The organism is Rhizobium sp. BK619 (assembly GCF_014195245.1).
GTDB classification, from domain to species: Bacteria; Pseudomonadota; Alphaproteobacteria; order Rhizobiales; family Rhizobiaceae; genus Rhizobium; species Rhizobium acidisoli.
The window spans coordinates 35,801-60,736 of record NZ_JACIBH010000001.1 but is presented as its reverse complement, the minus strand read 5'-3'; the positions used below and the strand labels follow the sequence as shown (position 1 = coordinate 60,736).

General features: G+C 59.6%; 21 protein-coding genes and 2 pseudogenes. 12 read left to right on the top strand and 11 right to left on the bottom strand.

The features are described from left to right. Positions 1–116 precede the first annotated feature (116 nt). On the bottom strand, positions 117–650 hold the full coding sequence (locus FHX14_RS00285) for a cytochrome c oxidase subunit II (protein WP_003595163.1): 534 nt from the start codon (positions 648–650) through the stop codon (positions 117–119). A 230-nt stretch (positions 651–880) separates the two neighbouring features. Here FHX14_RS00285 and FHX14_RS00280 point away from each other — a divergent pair, with 230 nt between their 5' ends. After that, the gene (locus FHX14_RS00280; RefSeq protein WP_184375308.1) at positions 881–1,627 is read left to right on the top strand and encodes a phosphatase PAP2 family protein; all 747 of its coding nucleotides are present in this window, start codon (positions 881–883) and stop codon (positions 1,625–1,627) included. A gap of 4 nt (positions 1,628–1,631) precedes the next feature. On the opposite strand, the gene FHX14_RS00275 is transcribed toward FHX14_RS00280, so the two are convergent. The 4 genes from FHX14_RS00275 to FHX14_RS00255 form a co-directional block, all read right to left on the bottom strand. Continuing rightward, positions 1,632–4,193 (bottom strand): FAD-dependent oxidoreductase, encoded by a 2,562-nt coding sequence (locus tag FHX14_RS00275; protein ID WP_184375306.1) that lies wholly within the window; start codon positions 4,191–4,193, stop codon positions 1,632–1,634. A 155-nt stretch (positions 4,194–4,348) separates the two neighbouring features. Then, positions 4,349–4,588: a hypothetical protein gene (locus tag FHX14_RS00265; RefSeq protein WP_184375305.1), complete on the bottom strand. Its 240-nt coding sequence runs from the start codon at positions 4,586–4,588 to the stop codon at positions 4,349–4,351. Positions 4,589–4,597: 9 nt separating this feature from the next. Then, positions 4,598–4,858, bottom strand: coding sequence for a hypothetical protein (locus tag FHX14_RS00260; protein WP_037074441.1), 261 nt, complete (start codon positions 4,856–4,858; stop codon positions 4,598–4,600). Between the two features lie 3 nt (positions 4,859–4,861). After that, on the bottom strand, positions 4,862–5,179 hold the full coding sequence (locus FHX14_RS00255) for a helix-turn-helix transcriptional regulator (protein WP_003595174.1): 318 nt from the start codon (positions 5,177–5,179) through the stop codon (positions 4,862–4,864). A gap of 264 nt (positions 5,180–5,443) precedes the next feature. Between FHX14_RS00255 and FHX14_RS00250 the strand changes: the two genes are divergently transcribed. After that, positions 5,444–6,505 (top strand): class I SAM-dependent methyltransferase, encoded by a 1,062-nt coding sequence (locus tag FHX14_RS00250; RefSeq protein WP_003595175.1) that lies wholly within the window; start codon positions 5,444–5,446, stop codon positions 6,503–6,505. Between the two features lie 73 nt (positions 6,506–6,578). Here the strand turns inward: FHX14_RS00250 and FHX14_RS00245 are convergent, their stop codons facing one another. Then, the gene (locus tag FHX14_RS00245) at positions 6,579–7,421 is read right to left on the bottom strand and encodes an AraC family transcriptional regulator (RefSeq protein ID WP_003595176.1); all 843 of its coding nucleotides are present in this window, start codon (positions 7,419–7,421) and stop codon (positions 6,579–6,581) included. A 245-nt stretch (positions 7,422–7,666) separates the two neighbouring features. Between FHX14_RS00245 and FHX14_RS00240 the strand changes: the two genes are divergently transcribed. From FHX14_RS00240 to FHX14_RS00215, 6 genes are all read left to right on the top strand, one after another. Beyond that, positions 7,667–9,133 carry an alpha-glucosidase/alpha-galactosidase gene (locus FHX14_RS00240; RefSeq protein WP_054184132.1) on the top strand — a complete coding sequence of 489 codons (1,467 nt, stop codon included), beginning with the start codon at positions 7,667–7,669 and terminating at the stop codon, positions 9,131–9,133. A 124-nt stretch (positions 9,134–9,257) separates the two neighbouring features. Further along, positions 9,258–11,348 (top strand): ABC transporter substrate-binding protein, encoded by a 2,091-nt coding sequence (locus FHX14_RS00235; RefSeq protein WP_037074353.1) that lies wholly within the window; start codon positions 9,258–9,260, stop codon positions 11,346–11,348. Between the two features lie 114 nt (positions 11,349–11,462). Beyond that, entirely contained in the window at positions 11,463–12,470 is a 1,008-nt protein-coding gene (locus tag FHX14_RS00230; RefSeq protein WP_054184133.1) for an ABC transporter permease, read from the top strand. Between the two features lies 1 nt (position 12,471). Beyond that, entirely contained in the window at positions 12,472–13,611 is a 1,140-nt protein-coding gene (locus FHX14_RS00225; RefSeq protein ID WP_003595180.1) for an ABC transporter permease, read from the top strand. A 10-nt stretch (positions 13,612–13,621) separates the two neighbouring features. Next, complete coding sequence (locus tag FHX14_RS00220; protein WP_054184103.1) at positions 13,622–15,289, top strand: ABC transporter ATP-binding protein; 1,668 nt, start codon at positions 13,622–13,624, stop codon at positions 15,287–15,289. Positions 15,290–15,311: 22 nt separating this feature from the next. Continuing rightward, positions 15,312–16,682, top strand: a complete 1,371-nt coding sequence (locus FHX14_RS00215; protein ID WP_184375304.1) for an alpha-glucosidase/alpha-galactosidase — start codon at positions 15,312–15,314, stop codon at positions 16,680–16,682. Between the two features lie 407 nt (positions 16,683–17,089). Here FHX14_RS00215 and FHX14_RS00210 read toward each other — a convergent pair. The 3 genes and pseudogenes from FHX14_RS00210 to FHX14_RS00200 all read right to left on the bottom strand — a co-directional run. After that, positions 17,090–17,912: pseudogene (locus FHX14_RS00210) on the bottom strand (recombinase family protein); the annotation flags it as partial. Between the two features lie 60 nt (positions 17,913–17,972). After that, positions 17,973–18,356, bottom strand: a complete 384-nt coding sequence (locus FHX14_RS00205; RefSeq protein WP_246713332.1) for a hypothetical protein — start codon at positions 18,354–18,356, stop codon at positions 17,973–17,975. Between the two features lie 575 nt (positions 18,357–18,931). Continuing rightward, entirely contained in the window at positions 18,932–19,285 is a 354-nt protein-coding gene (locus FHX14_RS00200) for a hypothetical protein (protein ID WP_003595190.1), read from the bottom strand. 90 nt (positions 19,286–19,375) lie between these two features. On the opposite strand from FHX14_RS00200, the gene FHX14_RS00195 reads away from it, so the two are divergent. The 4 genes and pseudogenes from FHX14_RS00195 (at position 19,376) to FHX14_RS00180 (ending at position 21,215) form a co-directional block, all read left to right on the top strand. Then, the gene (locus FHX14_RS00195; RefSeq protein ID WP_184375302.1) at positions 19,376–19,915 is read left to right on the top strand and encodes a hypothetical protein; all 540 of its coding nucleotides are present in this window, start codon (positions 19,376–19,378) and stop codon (positions 19,913–19,915) included. A 3-nt stretch (positions 19,916–19,918) separates the two neighbouring features. Further along, entirely contained in the window at positions 19,919–20,578 is a 660-nt protein-coding gene (locus FHX14_RS00190) for a transglycosylase SLT domain-containing protein (RefSeq protein WP_184375300.1), read from the top strand. After that, positions 20,575–20,800: pseudogene (locus tag FHX14_RS00185) on the top strand (TrbC/VirB2 family protein); the annotation flags it as partial. The gene FHX14_RS00190 and the pseudogene FHX14_RS00185, both read left to right, overlap by 4 nt. A gap of 58 nt (positions 20,801–20,858) precedes the next feature. Next, positions 20,859–21,215 (top strand): hypothetical protein, encoded by a 357-nt coding sequence (locus FHX14_RS00180; protein ID WP_184375292.1) that lies wholly within the window; start codon positions 20,859–20,861, stop codon positions 21,213–21,215. Between the two features lie 199 nt (positions 21,216–21,414). Here FHX14_RS00180 and FHX14_RS00175 read toward each other — a convergent pair whose 3' ends face one another. Together FHX14_RS00175 and FHX14_RS00170 are read right to left on the bottom strand one after the other, a co-directional pair. Next, entirely contained in the window at positions 21,415–23,109 is a 1,695-nt protein-coding gene (locus FHX14_RS00175) for an ATP-binding protein (RefSeq protein ID WP_184375290.1), read from the bottom strand. Then, positions 23,106–24,383, bottom strand: a complete 1,278-nt coding sequence (locus tag FHX14_RS00170) for an SIR2 family protein (RefSeq protein WP_184375288.1) — start codon at positions 24,381–24,383, stop codon at positions 23,106–23,108. Before FHX14_RS00170 ends, FHX14_RS00175 begins: the two co-directional genes overlap by 4 nt. Between the last annotated feature and the right edge of the window lie 553 nt (positions 24,384–24,936).

Genomic DNA, 24,936 nt, shown 5'->3' with positions numbered 1-24,936 from the left:
AAAAGAAGGTTGAGCTTTTGCTACCGGCTGGGAGCGTCCGACGCCTGCGGCCTGAAGCATGGTGCTAAAAAATGTGAGCGATTTTCAGACGGAACATGATTTACTCCTTTATCCCCTTACTCCTCGCATGAGGTGGGCAGAGCCTTCTCCCAGGCCTGATAGGCATCCGCTTTAATGATACGCAGCTCGAATTCCATCCTCTTATATCTGTGACCCGACATTCTCGTCGCTCCCCCTTGAAACGATCCGGCCACTTTCGTGTCCACCGCGACGAAGCTCAACAGACCGGGAGCGGCATCCGTTTTCAGATTTAGGGCCGGCACCGCCCACTCGTGAACAACATCGTCCGATGTGATTTTGAGCTGCACGATCTTTCCTTGCGGCAGGACAAGCACTTTGCCGGCGAAACAGCGACTGATATCTTTCTGCTCGATGCGGTAGCGCCAGCCATGCCGATAGCCGATGATCGTGATCGAAAGGTCGGGATCTGCAAGAGACGAATCCGAGACAGGCAGAACTAGGCCCGGGACGAGGTCGATAGGCGAGCGAGAGTTCGGATTGCTTCCGATCGCCTGCCCTGAACACGGGGCGAGACCGGCGAGAATGCAAAAGCCAATAAAAGCAGTTTTTTTCCGATTGAGCCCCAGCAAGGAAACCTCCCACCTGAACCAAAAACGTCGCCATGAATGTTCTTCATCCTCTATCACCGCCGACATCCCGATTGGCAACCCGCGACGCGCAGAATGACTTGGTCGTTCGCCGCGAGATAGCGGGTTGGGGGGGGTGGTAGTGCTCCTCTGCGCCGCAAGGGCTTGAATTTGCGGCTCCCCTTGCCGATCTGCCGTAGATCAACATGAAGTGGAGGAGCGTGACGGCAGGCATGAGTGAGGTTCAACGACGCGGATTTTTGGCAAGGCTCACTGCATATGAGCCGCTGACGCTGATCATGCTGGCAGCGGTCGCTGGCGGCCTGTTCGTGCTGCAGCGGCTAACGAGCGAGGTCCTCGAAGGCGAGACGTTCCATTTCGACGAAACGATCCTGCTGGCGTTGCGACGGCCGGGTGAGCTTGGCGTGCCGATCGGGCCTGACTGGCTGACGCATGCCGTCGGCGATATCACCAGCCTCGGCGGTGTCACTGTCCTCTCGTTGATGACGGTGCTCGTCACCGTCTATCTGTTGCTCGACCGGCGCTGGCCGATCGCGATCTTCGTCCTTTCTTCGGTGCTGACCGGCTGGCTGGCGAGCACGATCTTGAAGATCCTGGTCGCCAGGCCGCGCCCAGACATCGTCCCGCATCTGGTCGAGGTCAGCGATCTCAGCTTTCCCTCTGGCCACGCCATGGTCTCGGCCGTGACCTATCTGACGCTCGGGGCGCTGCTGGCGCGCACGCAGCGTTATCGGTCGACGCGAATCTTCGTCATGTTCGCCGGCGTTTTCCTGGCCGTCATCATCGGTCTGAGCCGGATCTATCTCGGCGTTCATTACCCAACGGACGTCTTTGCCGGATGGTGCGCCGGTGCGCTCTGGGCGCTCGGCTGCTGGCTGATCTCTAAGCGGTTCATTCCGAGCCGCGCGCCTGACGCTGCCGCCGAAGCCGGAAATAGCGTCGGCGGCACAAGCGCTTGAGTCATCAGGTGCGGGGTTTCAGGTTTTCCGGGTCGTAGATCGGCTTGTAGCCGACGCCGACAACCTCCACCGGATAGGTCTCGGCAAAGTACTCGATATTCAGCTTGCGCCCGACCTGGCAATGCGACCAGGGCAGATAGGCCAGAGCAATGTTCTTTCCGACCGTCGGGCCGTAGGCGATCGAGGTCGTGTAGGACCGGCGGCCGAGCTCGTCGACCAGGACCTCTCCCGTTGCAGGGTCGACGACCGGCAGGTTGCCGAGCGGATAACGCTGCACCCCCGATTTGTCGGTATTCTCGGTCATCACAAGCGTGCAGAGCATGGCCGGCTGGTGGTCACGCGCCTTGTATTCCAGATGTTTTGCCTTGCCGCGGAAATCGGCTTCCTTGACCTTCGGACGGGCGAGATCGGCTTCGATCAGGTTGTACTGGGTGAGCAGGTCGGCGTTCTGCAGGCGCAGGCTCTTTTCCATGCGGCGCGAGTTTGCATAGGTTTCGACGCCGAAGGCCATCACGCCGGTCGCGCGCAGCGCATCCCAGACGGCGAGGCCGTCTTCGTACTTCATGTGCAGTTCCCAGCCCTGCTCGCCGACATAGGAGATGCGGAAAGCGGTGACGGGCTTGCCGGCGATTTCGATCGGCTTGATCGCCGCAAAGGCGAAGTTTTCCTGGTCAAGCCCGGCCGGATCGGCGACAGCCTTTTTCAGCGTATCGCGTGCGTTCGGGCCCCAGATGCCGATCGTCACGAATTTTTCCGAGACGTCGGTGATGGTGACGTCAAGGCCGCGGTCCTGGGCGACGCGCTTCATATAGTGCAGGTCGCGCGGGCCGGCATCGGCGCCGTTGACGAGACGGCAGCGGTCGGCCATGCGGAAGACCGTGAAGTCGGCGCGGACCATGCCTTCGTCGTCGAGGAAGTGGGTGTAAACGCCCTTGCCGATGTTGGCATCGCCGCCGATCTTGGCGGCGCACAACCATTCCATGAGCTCGACATGGTCAGGTCCCTCGATGTCGACCATGTGGAAGTGGCTGAGATTGACGATGCCGCAATCCTCGCTCATCGCCAGATGCTCGGCATTCGATACGCGCCAGAAATGGCGGCTGTCCCATTCGTTCTCGCGAACGGGCACGCAGTCGGCATATTTTTCCAGAAGGTGCTCGTTGGCGGCGTAGCCATGCGCACGCTCCCAGCCGCCGAGTTCCATGAAATAGCCGCCCAGTTCCTTTTCGCGCTCGTAGAAGGGCGAGCGCTTGGCGTTGCGGCCGGACACATAGGGTTCGCGAGTGTGAACAGCCGGGAAATAGATCTTCTGGGCGGCTTCGAAGCAGCGACCCTCGATGAATTCTTCGGTCAACTGATGCGGATAGAAGCGGGCGTAATCGATGCTGTTGTGATCGATTTCAGTGCGGCCGTCGGTCATCCAGTCGGCGATCAGCTTGCCGTAGCCCGGGCCGTCCTTGACCCAGATGGCGACGCAATACCAGAGCCCGCGAACCTTCTGGCTTTCGCCGCAGGATGCGCCGCCGCCGGCGGACACTTGCAGCAGGCCGTTGAAGGAGTGACCTTCGTTATAGCCGAGTTCGCCGAGGATCGGCGTCAGCTCCATGGCGCGCTCGAGCGGCTCGATGATCTGTTCCATCTCGAGGTCACGCTGCGAGGGCGAAAGGCGGGCTTCGTGTTTTTCGAGAAGATCGCGCGGATGGCACATGCGCGGATTGTTGGCTTCGTAATAGCCCCACTCGATCTGGCCGCCCTCGGTCGTCGCCGGGTCGCCGGTATCGCGCATATAGGCGGAGTTGCCCTGGTCGCGCAGCAGCGGGAAGCCGATCTCCTTGCCGGTGCCTTCGAACTCGTTATAGGGACCGAAGAATGTGAGCGGGTGATCAACGGGCATGACCGGCAGGTCTTCGCCGACCATCTCGGCGATCAGGCGGCCCCAGAGGCCGGCGCAGACGATGACGTGGTCGGCCATGATCGTGCCGCGATGAGTGACGACGCCCTTGATGCGGCCACCTTCGACGATCAGCGACTTTGCCGGCGTGTTGCCGAACACCTGCAGCTTGCCGGCCTTTTCAGCGGCATCCACCAGCTTGCCGGCGACTGTCTGCGAGCGCGGAATGACGAGGCCGGCGTCCGGATCGTAAAGGCCGCCCATCACCTGATCTTCCTCGATCAGCGGGAACTTCGCCTTGATCTCGGAAGGGCTGACATAATCGGCGCGCGTGCCGAAAGCGCGTGCTGAGGAGAGCTTGCGCTTGATCTCTTCCATCCAGGCGTCGTCACCGGTGCGCGCCACTTCGAGACCGCCGATGCGGGCGTAATGGCCCATCTTCTCGTAGAAATCGATCGAATATTGCGTGGTCCAGACCGAGAGATAGTCGTGGCTCGTGGTGTAACAGAAGTCCGAGGCATGGGCTGTCGAGCCGATATCGGTCGGGATGCCGGACTTGTCGATGCCGACAATATCGTCCCATCCGCGCTCGACGAGATGATGCGCGATGGAGGCGCCGACGATACCGCCGAGGCCGATGATGACGACCTTTGCCTTTTCCGGAAATGCTGCCACGTGCTGTTCCTTTTACTGATCGGACGAACTAATTTTGCCAGCCGCCCTCGACTTGCGACGTGGGCATTATGCATGAGGCTCATGATCGCCAATGGTCCTACGCCGCCGAGGACCGGCGTGATTGCGCCAGCCGCGCACGCCGGGCGCCCCCGGGATCACGGCGCTGAAATCGCCCGCAGCCGGTCGATATCCACGAGCACGATGTCGTCGGAAACGGGCTCGCGATTGTGCAGGCGGAACCATTCCACCGCTTCGCGCACGCGGTCTCCATGCGGGCCTGGATAAGCGCCAAGCCCCAGGACCCATTCGCGGACTGTCTCCCGCTCCATCCGCCCGGCCCGGTACCGATCGCAGACGGTTTTCGCCGAGGCGACGAGATCATTGATGCTTTTCACGAATTTTCCTCAGTGGACGGACGGTTCGTCATCGTCGAGAAACGATCGCAGCCCGTCGCGCGCCACCACGGCCAGGAATTCGTCGAAGGCTTCCCGGTCGGTGGCAAAGGGCTCGTCCCAGCGGATCAGATCCTCGGCTTGCGTCACCACTTCCATCGTCCAGTCTTCATTGCTGCCGGATGTGCGGAAGATATCGACGAGCACGGTGACCCCGTCATCGGTGAATTCTCCGGCCAGCTCCGAGTGTTCGAGCTTCTGCTTTTTCGTCATCATTCAGCCACCCGCACCAGGCGGCGCGTCGTTTTCGAGATATTCTTCATATTGAACCGTTTCGGTCTCATTGGTGTCGATCGAATTTGCACGTTTGGCAAGCCGGACGCCGGCCCCTCCACCGTTTTCCGGAATGAAAATGACGCCGCCTGCTTCCAGGGCCTGCTTCATATCCTGAAGGGTCCGGTCATAGGGCGAGCGTTTGCCGGCCTCAAAATTGGCGATCGTCGCCTTGGCGACGTTGGCCGCCGAAGAAAGATCATCCTGCGACCAGGCCAGAAGGGCGCGCGCGGCGCGGCATTGAGCGGAAGATAGGCACATAGTGATAACCCTACATCAAAAGTGTGATTCTGCCTCGCGAAGTTTCCGAACCAGGTGATGAGGTAAACACGGGCAGGCGCTTGCCGCCGTTCCAATTCGGTCTCCTTAATGAGCGCTGCGGGCAGATACGTGATGCCGGCGGAAATCTTCTGGATTCTTTCGAACTTAATACTGCTGCTCATCTGCGGAAAGGAAAGGTTGATTGACTGAATATTATTAAAGTCTAATTTTTAAAGATCTTAAACACGCGCGCGGGAGGAAACAATGCGTGAGCCGGATATGCAGAAACTCGATGCACTGGTCGGCCGGCTGGTCGGCGATGTCGGCGCCGCCATGTCGGGCGCCTTGGTCGTGCTTGGCGACAAGGTGGGAATTTTCAAGGCGATGGCCGATGGCACGCCGATGAACGTCCAACAGCTTTCGCAAAAGACCGGGGTGAAGGAGCGCTACCTCCGGGAATGGCTCAGCGCCCAGGCGGCGGCTGATTATATTACCTATGACGAAAAAACCGACCGTTTCAGCCTCACGCCGGAGCAGGCGATGGTCTTTGCCGAGGAAAACAGCCCGGCCTTCTTCGTCGGCGCCTTCGAGGTCGTGCAATCGATGTGGATGGACGAGCCGAAAGTCACTGAGGCCTTCCGCACTGGCAAGGGCCTCGGCTGGCACGAGCACAGCACCTGCCTGTTTAGAGGAACCGAGCGCTTCTTCCGTCCGGGCTATAACAGCCATTTGATCGCCGAATGGATACCGGCGCTTGCCGGGGTCGAAGAAAAGCTTAAGGCCGGCGCCAGTGTTGCCGATGTCGGCTGCGGCCATGGGGCCTCGACCATCCTGATGGCGCAGGCTTATCCGGCGTCGCGCTTTACCGGCTTCGACTATCACGGCCCGTCGATCGAAAAGGCCAAGGCAGCCGCCGAAGATGCCGGCGTTGCCGACCGGGTGACCTTCGAGCAGAGCCGGGCGGCGGAATTTCCCGGCCGCGGCTATGACATGGTCGCGATGTTCGACTGCCTTCACGATATGGGCGATCCGGTCGGCGCCGGCCAGCATGTCAAGGAAACGCTTGGGCCGAACGGCACGTGGCTGATCGTCGAGCCCTTTGCCCATGATCATCTCAAGGACAATCTCAATCCCGTCGGCCGCGTCTATTACGGCGCCTCGACGATGATCTGCACGCCGGCGTCGCTGTCGCAGGAGGTGGGGCTCGGGCTCGGCGCCCAGGCGGGAGAGATGAAGCTGCGCAAGGTGGCGCTCGACGCCGGCTTCACGCATTTCCGCCGCGCCACCGAAACGCCGTTCAACATGGTATTCGAGGTGCGGGCCTGACCTAATGCATGTCGCCCGGAAGTGTGCAGCGGTTCCGGGATTACGACATCCATCAAAACAAAGAGCTTTAGGGCTATCTTAGCTTGCCGATGCTGGCATACATGCCGGTGGTGCGGAATTCCGTCGGGTTGGTGCCGTAGACCCGGCGGAAGACTTTGGAGAAATAGTTGGGATCCTCGAAGCCGCACATGATGGCGACTTCCTTAACCGGCAGGAAGTCTGCCTTGGTCAGAAGCTTGACGGCGCGCTGCAGCCGCTGCTGCAGCACGAATTCGGCCGGCGGCATGCCCTCGCTCTCGGCAAAGCTGCGCGAGAAATGCGCGCGGCTGAGACCGACGATGCCGGCGAGTTCGCTGACCGGCAGCGGCTTTTCCAGATTGGCGTTGATATGGTCGATCACCGGTTGCATGACGCTGAGCTCGGCGGCAAAGGCCGGCGAGCCGAAGACGTCGTCATAGAGCGCCATCGCCGCCTCATAGGCAATCGCCGAGGCGGCCCCCGGCGAGGTGGCGCCGGTCACGAGGCGCAGGCTGCAATCGGCGAGATGATCGATGGTCGAGGGCTGCAGTTTCAGCACCGGCCCGGCGGTTGACAGGACCAGCTGGTGGATGCGTAGCGTCTCCTCGCCATTCATCGAAATCCAGAAATATTCCCAGCGGTCGCCTTTCTCCAGCCAGTAGCGGTGGTTGTGCGGCACGAGCACCAGCAGCGTGTCGCCGCCCTGAAGCCGATAATTGCGATTCTGGTAGCGCAGCCGGCCGGTGCCGCTGATCGTGTGCTGCAGCACGGTGAAGGGCGTCTGGCCGCGCCTGCGGCCATCCCAGTCATAGGGCTCGTTCTCGCGCACTTCATAGCCGGAGCTGGTCGGCATGGCATGCAATCGCTGCCTGCCGCGGGGCAGCGAAACGGTCCTCATCGACTGTCCGTTTGCAATCAAATTTTGCAGCACAAAATTACCCCTGAAAGCATAATCCTTCTCTGGTGGCCTTGCCGATTTCGGGCATAATCCCGCTCGACAAACAGGGAAGAGACCACGGTCGAGAGAGCGGCCGGGAGGAAAACAGGCAGTTTTTCGGCTTTTTCAGCCTCATGTTCCGGCATGCGGGCCGATCCTCCATAAGCATCTTTTCTGTAGCATTCGAATGGGTCGAGGTGAAGATCATGAGTTTCAAAATCGCTATCATCGGTGCGGGCAGCGTTGGCTTCACCAAGAAGCTGTTCACCGATATTTTGTGCGTTCCGGAGTTTCGCGACGTCGAATTCGCGCTGACCGATCTCAGCGAGCATAATCTTGAGATGATCAAGGCGATCCTCGACCGGATCGTCGAGTCAAACGGATTGCCGACCAAGGTGACGGCGACGACCGACCGGCGCCAGGCGCTGACCGGCGCCCGCTACATCATCAGCTGTGTGCGGGTCGGCGGCCTCGAAGCCTATGCCGACGATATCAGGATCCCGCTGAAATATGGCATCGACCAGTGCGTCGGCGATACGATCTGCGCCGGCGGCATTCTCTATGGTCAGCGCAACATTCCCGTGATCCTCGACTTCTGCAAGGATATCAGAGAGGTCGCCGAGCCCGGCGCGAAATTCCTGAACTATGCTAATCCGATGGCCATGAACACCTGGGCTGCGATCGAATACGGCAAGGTCGATACCGTCGGCCTCTGCCACGGCGTCCAGCATGGCGCCGAGCAGATCGCCGAGGTGCTCGGCGCAAAGTCGCTGAGTGAACTCGACTATGTCTGCTCCGGCATCAACCACCAGACCTGGTTCATCGACCTTCGCCTCAACGGCCGCAGGATCGGCAAGGACGAGCTCATCGCCGCCTTCGAGGCGCATCCGGTCTATTCGCAGCAGGAGAAGCTGCGCATCGACGTGCTGAAGCGGTTCGGCGTCTATTCCACCGAGAGCAACGGCCACCTTTCGGAATACCTGCCCTGGTACCGCAAACGGCCGGAGGAAATCACCCGCTGGATCGACATGTCCGACTGGATCCACGGCGAGACTGGCGGCTACCTCCGCCATTCCACCGAAACGCGCAACTGGTTCGAGACGGAATTCCCCCAGTTCCTGGAATCCGCTTCAAAGCCGATCGATCCGGCCAGGCGCTCGAACGAACATGCGAGCCACATCCTCGAGGCGCTGGAGACCAACCGGGTCTATCGCGGCCATTTCAACGTCAAGAACAACGGCGTCATCACCAATCTGCCCTCCGATGCGATCATCGAATCGCCGGGCTTCGTCGACCGCTTCGGCATCAATATGGTCTCGGGCGTTACCCTGCCGGAAGCCTGTGCCGCCACTTGCATCGCCTCGATCAATGTCCAGCGCATGTCGGTGCATGCCGCCATATCCGGCGACATCGATCTCTTGAAGCTTGCCGTGCTGCACGACCCTCTGGTCGGCGCCGTGGCGACGCCTGAGGAGGTCTGGCAAATGGTAGACGAGATGGTCGTTGCCCAGGCGCGCTGGCTGCCGCAATATGCCGACGCCGTGCCGGCCGCCAAGGAGCGGCTGTCGAAATCCAAGGTGCAGACCCGCGACTGGGCGGGTGCCGCACGCCGCAACGTTCGCTCGATCGAAGAGCTGCGCGCGGAAAAGGCGGCGCTGAAACAGGCCGTCTGATTATCGTGAAGGAGGGGTCGTCATGGGTTTCCGGGAGGGAAACCCATGGGCCGCCGGCCCGCTTTCACGCCGTTTGAGGAACAGGAGCCGCGTGCCCCGCGCTCCGGAACAAGAGGGAGAAACGATGATGAAATTTCGCAAACTTGGCATTCTGGCCGGACTGACGCTCGGCGTCTCAGTCCTGGCGCTGAATGCATATGCCTCCGAAGCCACGGTTCCGCCGGCGCCGGCGGACTTCCCGGCCGAAGGCAAGATCAAATATGTGGCGCGCGACTCCATCCTGGAGTTCAAGGCGCTACCCGAATATCACGAGCCCGACTGGGTCACGAAGAACTTCGTCGCCACCGGCAAACTGCCGGCGGTCAAAGACCGTCTGCCGAAGGAGCCGATGGTCTTCAAGACGGGCAACATGCCCGACGGCATCGGTGTCTACGGCGATACGATGCGCCACGTCATCGGCGGCCGGCCGGAAGGCTGGAACTACGGCGCCGGCCAGACGCAGGGCTGGGGCGGCATCGATATCGGCCTTTCCGAATGCCTGACGCGCACCGCTCCGCTGTTCCAGGTGGAAGCCAAGGACACCGAACCGCTGCCGAACCTTGCCAAGAGCTGGGATTGGTCTGAAGACGGCCACAAGCTGACCATGCACCTGGTCGAAGGCGCCAAATGGTCGGACGGTGCGCCCTTCAATGCCGACGACATCATGTTCTACTGGGACGACGAAGTCATCGATCCGAACGTCTCGCCGCTCGGCGGCGGCGCCTCGCCTGAGGCTTTCGGCGTCGGCACGACGCTGAAGAAGATCGACGACTACACGGTCGAATGGACCTTCAAGGAGGCCTTCCCGAAGCAATATCTCTACACGATGTCCTACCCGAACTTCTGCCCGGGTCCCTCTCATATCTTAAAACCCCAGCATCCAAAATATTCGAAGAACACCTACGACCAGTTCAAGAACGCCTTCCCGCCGGAGTTCATGAACATGCCGGTCATGGGCGCATGGGTGCCGGTCGAATATCGCTCCGACGATATCATCGTCATGCGCCGCAACCCCTACTACTGGAAGGTCGACGAGAAGGGCAACCAGCTGCCCTATCTCAACGAGCTGCACTATAAGCTCTCGACCTGGGCCGACCGCGACGTTCAGGCCGTGGCCGGATCCGCCGACATCTCCAATCTCGAGCAGCCGGAAAACTTCGTCGCCTCGCTGAAGCGCGCCGCCGAGAAAACCGCGCCCGCCCGTCTGGCTTTCGGCCCGCGCCTCATCGGCTATAACTTGCGCATGAACTTCTCCGCCAACGGCTGGGGCAACCCTGACGAACGCGGCCAGGCGATCCGCGAGTTGAACCGCAATGAGGACTTCCGCAAGGCCGTCACCATGGCGCTGGATCGCAAGGCGATCGGCGACTCGCTGGTCAAGGGACCATTCACCGCGATCTACCCGGGCGGACTTTCCTCCGGCACCAGCTTCTACGACCGCAACTCTACCGTCTACTATCCTTTCGATCTTAAGGGCGCCAAGGCGGAACTGGCCAAAGCCGGCCTCAAGGATACGGACGGCAACGGCATCGTGAACTTCCCGGCCGGCACGGCCGGCGGCAAGGATGTCGAAATCGTCATGCTGATCAACAATCAGTACACGACCGACAAGAGCCTTGCCGAAGGTGTCGTCGCGCAGATGGAGAAGCTCGGCCTGAAGATCGTCATCAATGCGCTCGACGGCCCGAAGCGTGACGACGCCCACTATGCCGGCCGCTTCGACTGGCTGATCCAGCGCAACACGACGGAATTGTCGTCGGTGGTGCAGAATACCGAGCAGCTTGCGCCGATCGGTCCCCGCACCAGCTGGCACCACCGCGCCGGCAAGGACGATCAGCTCGATCTGATGCCGTTCGAAAAGGAACTGAACGACATTGTCGCCAAGTTCACGACGAGCCCGGACAATGACGCCCGCGTCGCCCTGATGAAACAGTACCAGAAGATCTCGACGGAGCACGTCAACACCGTGGGTCTGACGGAATATCCTGGTGCCCTGATCATCAACAAGCGGTTTTCCAACGTGCCGCAGGGCACCCCGATCTTCATGTTCAACTGGGCTGAAGATTCGGTGATCCGCGAACGCCTGTGGGTGGCCGCCGACAAGCAGGGCAAATACGAGCTGTTCCCCGAACAGCTGCCCGGCAAGCCCGGCGACAAGGGTCCCGTCAACAACTAGCTCCCTCCCAGCTGAAGCGAGATTCAGGCCGCGCGTGGCGCGCGGCCTGATATGACCAACGAGCCGGCCGCGCTGACAAGGAGCGACTGGCGGCAAGGAAAAGCGGACCGCCCGATGTTACGATTCCTGCTCGTGCGCATAGCCTCCGCGATCCCCGTTCTCTTCATCCTGAGCGTGGTGACTTTCGCGATCATCCAGGCCCCGCCTGGCGACTATGCCGATTATATCAGATCCCAGCTGATCAATCAGGGCGGCGCGTCCTACGCCCAGGCCGAAGCCCAGGCCCAGGCCTACCGGATCGAACACGGCCTCGACAAGCCGATGGTCGTCCAGTACGTCAACTGGATCGGCGGCATCATCACCCGCGGCGATTTCGGCTACAGCATGTTCTATAACAAGCCGGTCGCCGACGTGGTTGCCGAGCGGTTGCCGCGGACGCTGCTTCTGGCGCTCGTCTGTCACATCTTCGCTTCCGTGCTCGGCATCGGCTTCGGCATCTGGGCGGCGACGCGGCAATACAGCTGGATCGACAGCACGCTTTCGGCGGTTTCCTTCCTCGGCATGACGGTGCCGCGCTTCCTGATGGCGCTGATCATCGTCTATCTCCTGGTCTTCCAGTTCAACGTCACCGAAATCGGCAGCTTCTTCTCGCCGCAATATGGCGGGGCGCCCTGGTCCTGGGCGAAATTCGTCGATCTCGTCCACCACGTCTGGCCTGTCGTGGCAATCGCCACCTTCGGCGGGCTCGCCTACAATATGCGGGTGATGCGCGGCAATCTGCTCGACACGCTGAACGCCCAATATGTCGAGACGGCCAAGGCCAAGGGGCTTTCCGGCGGCGCGGTGGTGATGCGCCATGCGGTGCCGAACGCGCTGCATCCGCTGGTCATGTATCAGGGCGTCGTGCTGCCCTACATGCTGACCGGCGAAATCGAAACCGCGATCATCTTCGCGTTGCCGACCGTCGGCCCGGCCATCGTCGGCTCGATGGCGATCGGCGATGTCTATGTCACCGCCACCTTCATGATGGTGCTGTCGGCGACGTTGATCGTGGGCAACATCATCGCCGACATGCTGCTGGCGCTGCTCGACCCGCGTGTTCGCCAATTTGAAGGAGCCTGAGATGCTGGCTTTCGACTCCTCGCCGCCACCGCCGACAAAGACCGAGACCGCGGTCAGCAAACCAGCGCGCGGGCATGAGAGCTATATCGCCCTTGTCTGGCGCCGGCTGCGGCGCTCCTGGACCGGCATGGCCGGTCTCATCCTCGTCGGCCTGCTGCTCTTCATGGCGATCTTTGCCGATTTCGTCGCGCCGATGGATCCCAAGGCGACCGATGTCGGTTTTGCGCCGCCGCAGATGATGAGCTTCCACGACAAGGACGGCAATTTCGTCTTCCAGCCGCGCGTCTACGGCCTGGCCGATTCCGAAGCGCTCGACCCCGTCACCTTCCAGCCGATCGTCGGCGTCGATTACGACAACCCGCGCCTCCTCGGCTTCTTCGTCAAGGGATCGGAATACCGCCTTTTCGGCCTGATCCCGGCGGACCGCCACTTCTTCGGCACGACTGACGGCGAGCCCGTGCATTTCCTCGGCACTGACAAGTTTGGTCGGGACGTGCTGTCGCGCGCCATCATCGGCTCGCGCATCTCGCTGATGATCGCGCTGACTGTCGTCTTCATCGTCACCGTCATCGGCACGACGGTCGGCATGGTGTCGGGTTATTTCGGCGGCACCTTCGATGTCTGGCTGCAGCGTTTCGTCGAGCTGGTGCTCGCCTTTCCGCAACTGCCGCTCTATCTGGCGCTGACGTCGCTGATCCCGGTGACGGCTCCGACCAACGTCTTCCTCGGCTTCGTCATCGTCGTCATGTCGGCGCTCGGCTGGGCGCAGATGTCGCGCGAGGTGCGCGGCAAGACCTTGGCGCTTGCGCGCATCGACTATGTCCGGGCGGCGATGGCGGTCGGCGCCACCGACAAGCGCATCATCATGCAGCATATCTTCCCGAACGTGATGAGCCACGTGATCGTCGCGGTGACGCTCGCCATACCGAGCGTCGTGCTGCTCGAATCCTTCCTCGGGTTCTTAGGCTTTGCCGTCAAGCCGCCGCTGATTTCCTGGGGGCTGATGCTGCAGGATACGGCGACCTATTCGGTGATCGGCTCCTATCCCTGGATTCTCTCTCCCGTCGGCTTCGTGCTCGTCACCGTCTTCGCCTTCAATGCGCTGGGCGATGGACTGCGTGACGCGGTCGATCCTTATTGAGGTGATTGATATGGCTCTCGCACTGGTCAATTCCTTCGCCCCGCCCGTCCGCCACGATCATGATGGCCGCTCGGACACGCCGATCATCGACGCCCGCAATGTCGCGGTTAATTTCAAGGTCGAGGACGGCATGGTCGAAGCCGTCAAGGACGTGTCCTTCCAGCTCTATCGCGGCGAGACAATCGCCATCGTCGGCGAATCCGGCTCCGGCAAATCGGTGACGGCGCGAACGGTAATGGGGCTGCTGTCGAAGCGCGCCGTCGTCTCCGACAAATCGACGGTTGCCTATGACGGCAGCAATATCCTGAAATTTTCCGAGCGGGCCCGCCGCAAGCTGCGCGGCGACCGCATCTCGATGATCTTCCAGGAGCCGATGAGCTCGCTGAACCCGATCTACACGATCGGCAGCCAGATCGTCGAAGCGATCCGCGTCCACCGCAGGATCAGCAAGCGCGATGCGCAGAAGCGGGCGCTCGAACTGCTCGAACATGTGCAGATCCCCGATCCCGCCGCACGGCTGATGCAATATCCGCATCAGCTTTCCGGCGGCCAGCGCCAGCGCGTGATGATCGCCATGGCACTTGCCAACGATCCCGATGTGCTGATCGCCGACGAGCCGACGACGGCGCTCGATGTCACCGTGCAGGCGCAGATCCTCAACCTGATCCGCAACCTGCAGAAGGAAATGGGGATGGCCGTCATCCTCATCACCCACGATCTCACAGTCGTGCGGCAGTTTTCCGATTACGTCTATGTGATGCAGCATGGCGAAGTGCGCGAGCACAACACCACCGAAGCGCTGTTTGCCAATCCACAGCACGCCTATACAAGGCATCTGCTTGCCTCCGAGCCGCGCGGCGAGGCCAATCCGCTGCCGGAGGGATCGGATGTCATCCTCGATGCAAAGGGTGTGCGGGTTGCCTTCATGCTGCGCCATGGCACCTTCCTCAAGCCGGCGATGCGCGAGCTTGTCGCCGTCGACAGCCTTGATCTGACGCTGCGCCGTCACGAGACGCTCGGCCTCGTCGGCGAATCCGGCTCCGGCAAGACCACCTTCGGCCAGGCGATCCTGCGGCTGAATACGCCAGAGAGCGGCGAGATCCATTTCGACCATCAGCCGATCCACGGGCTTTCCAGGGCCGAGATGCGGCCCTTGCGCGCCCGCATGCAGGTGGTGTTCCAGGACCCGTTCTCCTCGCTCAACCCGCGCATGACGATCGGCCAGATCATTGAAGAAGGCCTCGTCGTCAACAAGCTGGGCGCGACCCGTGCCGAACGGCAGGACAGGGTGCGCGAGGCGCTGATCTCAGCCGGCATGCCCGGCAACATCCTGTCGCGTTTCCCGCACGAATTTTCCGGCGGCCAGCGCCAGCGCATCGCCATTGCCCGCGCCATCGCGCTGGAGCCGGAGTTCATCCTGCTCGACGAACCGACATCGGCGCTGGACCTTTCCGTCCAGGCGCAGATCATCGAACTGCTGCGCAAGCTGCAGGACGAGCGGGGCCTCAGCTACCTTTTCATTTCCCACGATCTCAAGGTCGTCCGGGCGCTTTGCCACCGCGTCATCGTCATGCAGCATGGCAAGATCGTCGAAGAGGGCCCCGTCAACGAAGTCCTATCCCATCCCAAGACCGCCTACACCGAACGGCTCGTCAAGGCCGCTTTCGAGGTAGCATGATTACCGAATGCCGGAGGTTATAATGGCAGTAAATCCCAAGATCACATTCATCGGAGCTGGCTCCACCGTTTTCATGAAGAACATCATCGGCGACGTGTTGCAGCGTCCGGCCCTTTCGGGCGCGACGATCGCCTTGATGGATCTCAATCCGCAGCGGCTTGAAGAAAGCGCCATCGTCGTCAACAAGCTGATCTCGACGCTCGGCGTCAAGGCCAAGGCCGAAACCTATTCCGACCAGCGCAAGGCGCTTGCCGGCGCCGATTTCGTCGTCGTCGCCTTCCAGATCGGCGGCTATGAGCCTTGCACCGTCACCGATTTCGAAGTGCCGAAGAAATACGGGCTGCGCCAGACGATCGCCGACACACTCGGCGTCGGCGGCATCATGCGTGGCCTGCGCACCGTGCCGCATCTCTGGAAGGTCTGCGAGGATATGCTCGCGGTCTGCCCCGAGGCGATCATGCTGCAATATGTCAACCCGATGGCGATCAACACCTGGGCGATCTCGGAGAAATACCCGACCATCCGCCAGGTTGGCCTTTGCCACTCCGTGCAGGGCACGGCGATGGAGCTGGCACACGACCTCGACATTCCCTACGAGGAAATCCGCTACCGCGCGGCCGGCATCAACCACATGGCCTTTTATCTCAAATTCGAGCATCGCCAGGCCGACGGCTCCTTCCGCGACCTCTATCCCGACCTCGTGCGCGGCTACCGCGAGGGCAGGGCGCCGAAGCCCGGCTGGAACCCGCGCTGCCCGAACAAGGTGCGATACGAGATGCTGACGCGGCTCGGCTATTTCGTCACCGAGAGCTCGGAGCACTTCGCCGAATACACGCCCTATTTCATCAAGGAGGGCCGCGACGATCTGATCGAGAAATTCGGCATTCCGCTCGATGAATATCCGAAGCGCTGCATCGAGCAGATCGAGCGCTGGAAAGGCCAGGCCGAGGCCTATCGCAGCGCCGACAAGATCGAGGTTAAGCCTTCGAAGGAATATGCCTCCTCGATCATCAACTCGGTCTGGACCGGCGAGCCCTCGGTGATCTACGGCAATGTCCGCAACAATGGCTGCATCACGTCGCTGCCCGCCAATTGCGCCGCCGAAGTGCCCTGCCTGGTCGACGCCTCCGGCATCCAGCCGACCTTCATCGGCGACCTGCCGCCGCAGCTGACGGCGCTGATCCGCACCAACATCAACGTCCAGGAGCTGACGGTGCAGGCGCTGATGACCGAAAATCGCGAGCACATCTACCACGCCGCGATGATGGATCCGCACACGGCAGCCGAACTCGACCTCGACCAGATCTGGTCGCTGGTCGACGACCTGCTCGCCACCCACGGCAACTGGCTGCCCGAGTGGGCCCGCACCAGCCGTAAAGTACAAGCCGCCTGACCTCTTTCTCCCGGGTCAGGCGTCAAAGAGCCCCGCGGTGTGGCAACGACCGCGGGGCTTTTATTTTGAGATGCAAGTCGGCATCAATTACGGGAGCCGAGTATGTCGTTGGAAGAAACCGGAGCTTCAGACCCGTTTGGCTGAAATGCGCGGCGCATCAGGAAAGGACTGTGACGCCAGGATGTTCGGTGGTGTTACGCGGTGCCAATGTGTGCCGACCGCGGCGCAGTCCACAAGCCCGGCTTTGAGAGCGGCAATCGGCAGCCGTTCGAATATGGCCGCCGATCACCTGAAGGCTTGAGCTCCGATTGGCGGGTTGTGGACGAGGTCCCCGACTACCCGTGAGCCACCCTTCGTGAGACCACGCCTGGTCCGAGGCTTTGCGTTTCCGCGATCGCCGCCCTGGAAGTCGCTTCGAGCGCTAACGGTTCTACCGCGCGCAACAACTCGCGCGCAACCGCCGCATCGACCTTCGGGCCACCGAAGGTCATGCACGGGCGCAAGCCCATCATCAGATTCTGTTTGTAGCAACGATAAACAGGATTTTGCGGATTGCCCGTATAGGCAACACTCAGCCGCCGCCCACACCGTCCGCAGGTTAGGAGACCCGATAACAATGCTTTGCCGCCACGGCCCGATTTAGTCCCACCCGAGCGGCCATAATTATGTAGGGCCAGTTGCTGTTGGTTACGCTCGTATTCGTCCCAACTGATGTAACCTTCGTGATGGTCCCGGATCATCACCTCCCAGGTACCGACGGGCTTGCCGTGCCCGTAACTGCGACGAGCCCGTCCATCGACGATGGCAGTCCGCTTCTCGCTCTTCCCATAGACGTAAACGCCGGCGTAGAAAGGGTTTTTGAGGATGCCGATGACATTGCGATAGCGTACTGGCACCCATACGAAGTTGGTCATGCGCCCTTCATCCGAGGGCCGAGGGAAGTGAACCTGATCTTTCGTCATCGATAGCAGCACCTGACGCGCACTTCCAAGCTCGTGGAAACGGGCGAATATGGATCGGATCACGTCTTGCAGACGCAGATCGGGGTCCAGTCCAAGCCCCGCCTCCCGATGCCAAATGTATCGGAACGGAACGGAAACTCGCAATTCGCCGCGCCGCGCTTTCGATCTGGCGGCGTCGAGATGCGGGCTCTCAGCACGCCCAGTTCGAACTCGCTGATACTAGCAGCAGACGATCATTGGGCCGATAGGGATTGTAGATACCGTCGTAACATGGCGGAGGTCCAGGTTGAACTTTGCTGACTCGGACCAAGAGAAAGATAGCTCGGAGTCAAACGGCCTTCGCCCGATAGGCATGAATTGATTCCGCCAAGGCTTTCTCCTTGGCTCTCGCGGATGTGAATCGACCAAACATCAGACAGACTGCAATTCCGTACCATCCAAAGAACCATGGGGCGGCAAGCAACAGCACCAGAGAAGCCGGGATCCCTAAGAAAGCCATTGCGCCGAAGTGGCCGAGGTTCTCGAGCAGTAGAATAATCGGAAAAACAATAGGCAATGGGGCAATCACCCACCAGAAACCCAGTACGATTCCGATCGGAAGCATCGCTAGCAGCGGCACCTTCATCGCCAGGCCAAGTGCCCAAAGCTCGCTGCGATGACGGTAATACGTGATCCGGTGCCAAAATTTACTCATCTCATCAAAACCCAACATCCCGGCGTGCGTGCATTGCAAATCTACGCTGCTTTATCTTCCAGCGAAGAGCAATATCGCGGGCGCTTGGGCGTGCGGACGAAATTGCGCCGTCAAGGTGTGATCGGAACATCGCTTACTAATCACATGGAGCGGTCGCACGTAATGTTGCTACCTTGTCGCACTAGTTAGCACCGCACTTGAGCCATAGCGATCTACGCATCTCATTGTCGTGGGGCGATGGTTGCGGCTTTTCCTGGCGAGAGCACATGATCTCTTGTCGCTGCAGTTACGGCCATCGTGTCCAACGGTCAAAAGGCGCATATACCACAGTGTCCTGAAAGTCCGGGCGCGTCATTGAGATGCTTCCGTGGTGAGTTTTTCCACTGCGCCGGGGCGATAGGGACGGTAAACACAGGGAGATTGCCGTTCTTGTTGTCGCGGAATGACAGTCGAGCGCCGAGGTGCCCGTACGCTCACCTTCAGCCTGCTTGTCGTAACCCTAGGCTTGCGATGCCGCCCAGTGCTCGCGGCAGCAGCGGTGGCGGCGATGTGAGAAACTCAAAGACGACCAAAATCATCACTTAAAATCGCTATCATCCGGCTGCGAAAGAACTCAGTTTCGCCAGAAGCGCTTCTGAAATCGAAAACTGGCGGGCCGTTCCACGTCCCATCGAATTTTTGACGATTGTCTCGTCCAGCATCCCCCGTTTGACCAGGAGATCGACTGTCTCTTTGACGCCGGTGCGTGTCAGTGCAGTAATTTCCATGATGCTAGAGAGGGTTAGCTTCTGATGTGCCTGGTTCATGCTGTACAGGACCGTCATCATGCCGACCTGTTTCAGCCTTGCCTGAGGCGTCTCGTCCTCGAGCGGATGATCGAGGATTTCATGCAGGATGAGACCTGAGAAGGCCAGGTTACGCCATTGGGTTGTGAGGGCTCTTGTCATGCTCTTTTACTGTGTTATATAAATCAGTATAAACTCATTACAGGCAAACCGCCTCTTCCGCAATGGAATGTCCTCTTGAGGGTCGTACTCATGAAAAACCTTCTGCTCAACTCGGTCGTCGCAGCCTGCTGCATATTGCCACCCTACCTTACTTCACCTGGCCAGGCGCACGCAAATGAATGGGTCTGCGAGGTTATCCTGTGCCTTTCCAACCCTGGAGGTGCGACGCAGTTTAGTGCCTGCCTGCCGCCAATCGAGAAGCTGTGGCGGGAGCTTGCCGCGGGGCATTCATTTCCGACGTGCAGCGGCGTCGGCTTCCGCAGCTCGCGCCCGGGCTATGAGCCGTATTACTGCGAAACGGGTTACCGGCTGGAGAGCGATTATGGGCCGCGCGGGCAAGAAGCAACCTGCGTGTCAACCGTCCTGCAGCCGGTGAGCAATGCATTCTGCCCCAGTGTTGGTGAACACTACAGTTCCAACAAGAATTCCGTGCGGTCACCACGCTGGCAGCGCCAGGATGGGCGCCGCCAGTGCATGGGCTATTTGACGGCTCGCCCGAACCTGCGCCCGCAGCCCCACTACGTCGATGTCACCATCGAGGGCGCGGCGACGCAACGGGTCTGGTACTGAACGATGGCGGTCACTTTCATTGATCTCGCTCAGAATTGCGCACCCATGGTGGAGGTTAGAACGCTTGCCGCCGTCATCAGTCTCGAGAGCCGTTTCAAGCCTATCGCCATTCGTATCAGAAACGCCCCGCCGCTTGAGCGTCAACCGGCGTCGAAAGCGGAAGCGATCGAGCTGGCGACCTCGCTTGCCGCTGATCATCAGGCCATCAAGATCGGTCTTGGCGGCCTAGGCACGCAAGAATTGCTCAAGCTGAAGCTTTCGATCTCGGATGCGTTCGATCCCTGCCTGAACCTCAAGGCCACGGCCACTCTGCTCAACAGCTATTATCGCCTCGCATTGCATGCCGGCGCCGACGCTACGCAGGCCGAGAAGGTCATGCTCCAGTCCTATTATGGCCGGAACGATCCGTCAGTCGGCAAGATGGTCAAGTATGACGAGCAGGTCCGCAAGGAAGCGGTTCGCCTGCCTTCCAACCTGGCCTCTGTCGCCATCCTGGGCGAAGAGATTCCTCCTGCTGAACCGGCAGACAGTCGGGCGGCTCAAGCAATCAGAAAATCCATTTTGCAGCCGCGTGAAGCGGCATCGTGGGACGTCTTCAACGCCGCCCGGCGGCAGACCCAGGTTCTCGTGTTTCAGAATGAACGATTGGAGCAAAGCCAATGATCACAACAGCAACCCTTCGCCCTGTCGCGGCCCGCGCGTTGATGGCTGTCGCCCTTGCAGCCTGCCTGGCAGAACCGGCTTTTGCCCAGGCAGCCGGCGTGGAAACCGTCTTGCAGAACATCGTCGACATGCTGACGGGCAATATCGCCCGGCTGCTTGCCGTCATCGCCGTCATCATCATCTGCATCGCCTGGATTCCAGGCTGCAGAAGGCCGCCGCGCTTGCGTCATCAAAAGAGGCTGAAGATTTTTCGTTGCTCCTCACTGAGGTAAGACGCTCGTTGCACGGCGTAGCAGATTTCTTCTATCCTGCTACTTCGGGCAAAACAGTGTGCTCAGACGGCGTGGAACGATCACTCGGAAATGAGCAATTTCTGAATCGTCTTCACGAGTTTGTTCGGACACAAATCCGGCAATCGGCTTCGCGGGAATTGCTCGCTTCGGAGTTGGAACATCTGGCTGCGTTTGTCCGGCGTCTCAATGACTTGGCCTCCAAAGGCGTTCATGCTGACGTGAGTTACAATGAGGCGCGGCAGGGTCTCATTGGTCTATATTTCTTTTTATCAAATTTGATTCAGCACCTCACCCAGAAGTCGGAATTGATCGACCGTGACATGGCGGAAATTTCGCAGAGTTGACCGCCCGATGCGGTACGTTTTGTTTGCGAGTGTGGCCAGCCTTTTGGTGCTCGGCCCTTGGTTCCTTGGCTTACACCATTTTTAGTCCGCGAAAAGCAGGTATCTCGGAGAGCCGCGTGAAATCAACACCTGGCTGGGACAACTAAGGCATTCCTACGGGAGACCCGTTCCGCTACGAAGCCGGTATGTTTTCGGCGGGTCATTTCCGTGTCGCCCAGAACTTGGTGTAGTTTGGCCCTTTTGAATTCGGTGGCGCCGGTGGCTCATGAATGAGGACGGGAACCGGAGCGGGTAAATCTGGGCCGACGACAACGGCCTCGCCCGGCGCGAGCGTAGGTATGAAAAGGGCCGCTTCCCGATCGAGGTCGCCGCAAGCGCGTTCCACAGCGTGGCGATCCTCGTCATTTGTCAGGCGATGCACGATCAACGTGCCGAGTTGGCTAATAACATCGGCCGGAATGTCGCGAGGACGTTGGGTCGCCATGATGGTTGTGAGACCGTACTTGCGGCCCTCTTTGGCGATAAGGCCAAAAGCTTCCAGCCTCACATTGCCGTATTCGTCGCCGACTGTCCGACCAAGAAACTGATGCGCCTCATCCAATAGCGTGATCATCGGCTTATCTCTGAAGGTATTTTCACGAGCCCTGCTCAGAAGAAACCGGCCGATGACGTTCAACAGAATTTCGCGGGTGCAATGCTCGAAGCGCACGTTCTTGAACGATATTCGGATGATATCATCGGTCTCATTATTGAAAAAGTGATCGAAAACGGTTGCCAGAGATTGGCCGGCAGTGCCGAACAGGCATGCCAATTCGGAGGAATGTATCAGCATGCGAATGCGTGCGATCAAACCTTCACAGTATCCTACCGCTTGATCATCTATCCTTCCCCAATTCGTTTGAACATCTCTATCCGAGGCATACACGCATTCCGCATGGAGCTGGTCGGCCAGGTTCTCGATATTGAAATTGCAGAATGGCGACTGAATCGCGCCGCGATGAAGCCCCAGCGCCTGAAAGAACGGCGCGCGGGGCCGATTACGCTTGGTAACCAGTCTGTTTTCGAAAAACACAACATCTGCTGTAGGATTGCCATTCGCCGCCCGAACCAATTTAAGACTCCGTATAGCCTCGCGAAGTTTGGGACCCTGCGTCTGACCCGCCGGTCTGAACAATGCGAAGAGGTCGTCTTCGGTCATTTGCGAAAACGGAAAATGCACCTGCGTCGCGCCGGCCTCGGCAGTGTCGAACGCATAATGTCTTGAGACTGCCGCAACATCCGCAAACTCTCCGGTTGGATCAAAGAGGATGCATTTGCCGCCGGCGGTCCTGATCTGATTTAGCAGTGCTGCCAGCGTCCAGCTCTTTCCGCCCCCCGTTGCGCCAAATACACCACAGTGGCGGCCAAATAACTTTTCCGGCGGCAATTTGAGTCTAATGCCCGATCCCGCATCCAAGAAGCCGAGATCAAGAAGATTGTCACCCTGCTGTGAAAGCGAATTCGCCATAAGCTCACCGAACATAGCGGGGTCGGCGCGATAGACTGCATCGCCAACGCGAGGATAGGCTCGCAGGCCGCGCAGGAGCTTTTCCTGCTTCTGGTCTACCGAGGCCAGCAACTGTATTCGACCAATCGGATGAGGTTCCGGCGGTGAGCCGAGCGCAGGCTCCACAAACAAGCGTTCGGCATCCGGCACCTTCACTTCGACGATTCGTCCGAGAAGCTTCACCGTTTCGCAGTCGATGAAAACGAAATCCCCGACAGCGCCTTTTGCGAGTGCGCGCTTCTCTGCGCGCGCCGTAGCCTTCGGCAGGTTGACCTGAATCGTGGAGGCACCAATAACGGTCGCCGTTCCAATGTAACGATCCGGATCGACAAGGCTCCTCCTTGTCATTTGAAGATATCCGTTGACGGTTCGTGCAAAACCTTGATGCGCTCGGCATGACGTTCACGCTCCGTCTGCGCAACAAGGTCGGGAACCGCTAGCGCAAGATCTTGGAACCTGCCGTTTAGGATCGTGATGCGCTCATCACCAATGTCGACCAGGCGTTTGAGCTTTTTGAAGCTTTCGTTCGCGTAGCCTTGCATGGCATGGTCGCGAGGCAACACGTGGGCTGCGCCATCAAGGGTAGCCTCGGCAAGAAATGCCACGTCGCATACGACAACCCGCAAAGTCATGTTGGCTTCGATCGCCGCAAAAATCGGTCTGACAATGTGATCGTCGTTAAAACCGAAGCCCGAAATGATCAGGGTTGTGTCTGGCTCGCGAATAGCTGTTTGAAATGCGCCCATCATGTCCAGATAGGGCGGCTCAAAAGCCTGTTGGTACTTGCTATCGCGCGGATAGATCAGGATAGGCGTTCCGAGTGCGTTGTCTCGGGAACGGACAATTTCCGCTTCCTTGCGCCGCCAATCAAGCGACCCATGAAGCTTGTAGAGCTGGAAGACATTTTCGATGTAGTTTGGACCGTCATGCGCTGCCTCCCTCCTTACAATATCGTGAGCAAAGTGCCCGGAATCGTAGACTTGCGGGATCGAATGCGAAAATCCGTCAATCACTGTGAAACGCTGGGTTTGCGCCGCGTACTCAAAGCAAAGATCATAATTCGTCGTGAAAATCTTCGCGCGCGGCTTTCTTATTCCACGCCTTGCGATCTTTCGTATTATGGCCGCATGGGCGCTGAAATCAGTGCTCTCCTTGACGAAATCGACCCGTTTCGCAATGGCCCTTTCAGCTGCAGCGATGAATTCTCCGACTTTGACCGCATTCGCATCGTCGAAAAGCTCAACGTAAATCTTACTCTGCGTTAGCAACTTCTCGATGTTTTTCCCGATTGCCTTTGCTTTCGGGATGAGCGCGACAATAGAGTCGAATACTGGTTGGGTCACATCGGCGACCACTGCGTCCCAGAGATCGCTCATTCCCGGCGCCTGGAGTGAGCCCTCTTCGCTGTTTTTAGCGCAAAATGACGAACCGGCTCCGCTTAGAACAGCGAGGTTGGAGGCGTTCAGCCCAATGCTTAGAGCTAATTCTACGGCACGATTTGATCCGGGTGCGGTAACGCGCCCGTCCTCATCCACAAAGTCGTCATAGGCAATCCAGCCTGTTGCTCTCGTGTAATGCCGAATGTTGCCGGCCTTGGCCGGAATAGCGTCCCAGTATCCCATCTCTATCCGACTCATCACACGTTATACTGGAGAACTATAAATAGCCGCCGCATAGAAACAACTCTCATTGTCCGCTAAGGTCGACCTGTCACGCCCTTTCGTCGCCCGCGTGCGCAGTAGCCCGTCGGGCGGAAGCGGAAAGGTTTAGTTCTCCGCTGCCGGACGGTACGGAACAACACTTTGGTGGAACCTCCAAGGAGCGGTTGAGAGCGCGTCGCTCAATAGAGCAATCTTGTGTTCGGCGGCGATTTCAGCCCATGTCGGCTGCTTGCTGACAATGCGGTAGAGCGCCTCGAACAACGTTACTCCCGTCAATTTCGGCGAGCCTGTCGATCCGCGTTCATTGCGCCTCTTGCGGCAATGCCCGCCCCCGATCACAGGCTCGATCGACTATTCCGCTACGCTAAGTACTTAATTCACTTGCGTAACTCGCACAGTAGCAGGTTTTTTTATAACGCGGTCGTGGGTTCCGATCCTTTCAAGAATAAGGCAAAGATCGGTTGCTTCTAGCTCATAGGGCGCCGCCGCGCGCTAAGCGCGTCAGAACCGTGTT

Coding starts and splice junctions, on each gene's coding strand:
- FHX14_RS00225 (WP_003595180.1), top strand. CDS start 12,472: ATGCTGGCTTTCGACTCCTCGCCGCCACCGCCGACAAAGACCGAGACC.
- FHX14_RS00195 (WP_184375302.1), top strand. CDS start 19,376: ATGAAAAACCTTCTGCTCAACTCGGTCGTCGCAGCCTGCTGCATATTG.
- FHX14_RS00235 (WP_037074353.1), top strand. CDS start 9,258: ATGATGAAATTTCGCAAACTTGGCATTCTGGCCGGACTGACGCTCGGC.
- FHX14_RS00245 (WP_003595176.1), bottom strand. CDS start 7,421: ATGAGGACCGTTTCGCTGCCCCGCGGCAGGCAGCGATTGCATGCCATG.
- FHX14_RS00215 (WP_184375304.1), top strand. CDS start 15,312: ATGGCAGTAAATCCCAAGATCACATTCATCGGAGCTGGCTCCACCGTT.
- FHX14_RS00240 (WP_054184132.1), top strand. CDS start 7,667: ATGAGTTTCAAAATCGCTATCATCGGTGCGGGCAGCGTTGGCTTCACC.
- FHX14_RS00175 (WP_184375290.1), bottom strand. CDS start 23,109: ATGACAAGGAGGAGCCTTGTCGATCCGGATCGTTACATTGGAACGGCG.
- FHX14_RS00250 (WP_003595175.1), top strand. CDS start 5,444: ATGCGTGAGCCGGATATGCAGAAACTCGATGCACTGGTCGGCCGGCTG.
- FHX14_RS00220 (WP_054184103.1), top strand. CDS start 13,622: ATGGCTCTCGCACTGGTCAATTCCTTCGCCCCGCCCGTCCGCCACGAT.
- FHX14_RS00200 (WP_003595190.1), bottom strand. CDS start 19,285: ATGACAAGAGCCCTCACAACCCAATGGCGTAACCTGGCCTTCTCAGGT.
- FHX14_RS00190 (WP_184375300.1), top strand. CDS start 19,919: ATGGCGGTCACTTTCATTGATCTCGCTCAGAATTGCGCACCCATGGTG.
- FHX14_RS00260 (WP_037074441.1), bottom strand. CDS start 4,858: ATGACGAAAAAGCAGAAGCTCGAACACTCGGAGCTGGCCGGAGAATTC.
- FHX14_RS00205 (WP_246713332.1), bottom strand. CDS start 18,356: ATGTTGGGTTTTGATGAGATGAGTAAATTTTGGCACCGGATCACGTAT.
- FHX14_RS00280 (WP_184375308.1), top strand. CDS start 881: ATGAGTGAGGTTCAACGACGCGGATTTTTGGCAAGGCTCACTGCATAT.
- FHX14_RS00170 (WP_184375288.1), bottom strand. CDS start 24,383: ATGGGATACTGGGACGCTATTCCGGCCAAGGCCGGCAACATTCGGCAT.
- FHX14_RS00230 (WP_054184133.1), top strand. CDS start 11,463: ATGTTACGATTCCTGCTCGTGCGCATAGCCTCCGCGATCCCCGTTCTC.
- FHX14_RS00255 (WP_003595174.1), bottom strand. CDS start 5,179: ATGTGCCTATCTTCCGCTCAATGCCGCGCCGCGCGCGCCCTTCTGGCC.